Origin of the sequence: Ensifer adhaerens (assembly GCF_001270265.1) — a bacterium.
GTDB classification, from domain to species: domain Bacteria; phylum Pseudomonadota; class Alphaproteobacteria; order Rhizobiales; family Rhizobiaceae; genus Ensifer; species Ensifer adhaerens_B.
On the sequence record NZ_LGAP01000042.1, the window covers coordinates 1 to 850 of the forward strand.

1 protein-coding gene is annotated in these 850 nt (G+C 60.0%); it reads left to right on the forward strand.

All coding sequences use genetic code 11. The features are described 5' to 3' along the window. Positions 1-37 precede the first annotated feature (37 nt). Positions 38-850, forward strand: an 813-nt coding sequence (locus AC244_RS32150) for an IS110 family transposase (RefSeq protein WP_053252888.1), incomplete at its 3' end; no start/stop codon positions are given.

The window sequence follows — 850 nt, forward strand, 5'->3', positions numbered from 1 at the left end:
GATGATCTCGGCCCCAAGCATCAAGCGAGGGACAACCATGGACTATTATGCAGGAATTGATGTGTCGCTGGAACAGAGCAGCATCTGCGTCGTGGATGGGTCGGGCAAGATCGTGCGTGAGGCGAAAGTGGCGAGCGAGCCTGAAGCTCTGTTGCAGCTTTTTGCCGATCTGGCGCTGCCGATCGTCACGATCGGCCTGGAAGCAGGACCATTATCGCAGTGGCTGCGCGCTGCACTTGTCGAGGCGGGCCAGGATGTGGTGTTGCTGGAAACGCGGCATGTGAAGGCGGCGCTGTCAGCGATGACTGTGAAGACAGACCGCAAGGATGCTCGCGGGATTGCACAATTGCTGCGCATGGGCTGGTACCGCCCAGTGCATGCGAAGTCTGCGAATGCCCAAGACGTTCGGGCGCTTTTGGTCGGTCGCAAGCTTTTGCAGGCCAAACTGCTTGATGTCGAGCTCAGCATCCGCGGGATCCTGCGGGGTTACGGGCTCAAGGTTGGCGAGGTGAGCCGGGGCAGTTTTGAGGCGCGCATTCGCGAATTGATCGAAGGCCATGAGATGCTTGGGACGGTGATCGGGGCGATGTTGCAGGCACGGGGTGCATTGTGGAACGAGTTTACCCGGCTGCATCGCGCGATGCTGAAGATTACCCGCGCCGATCCTGTCTGCCAACGGCTGATGAGCGCCCCCGGTGTTGGAGCCTTGGTAGCCATTACCTATCGCTCGGCAGTCGACGATCCGGGTCGGTTCGAAAAGTCCCGCACCGTCGGTGCGTATTTTGGACTGACGCCCAAGAAATACCAGTCGGGAGAGACCGACATCGACGGCGGAGTAACCAAGGTCGGC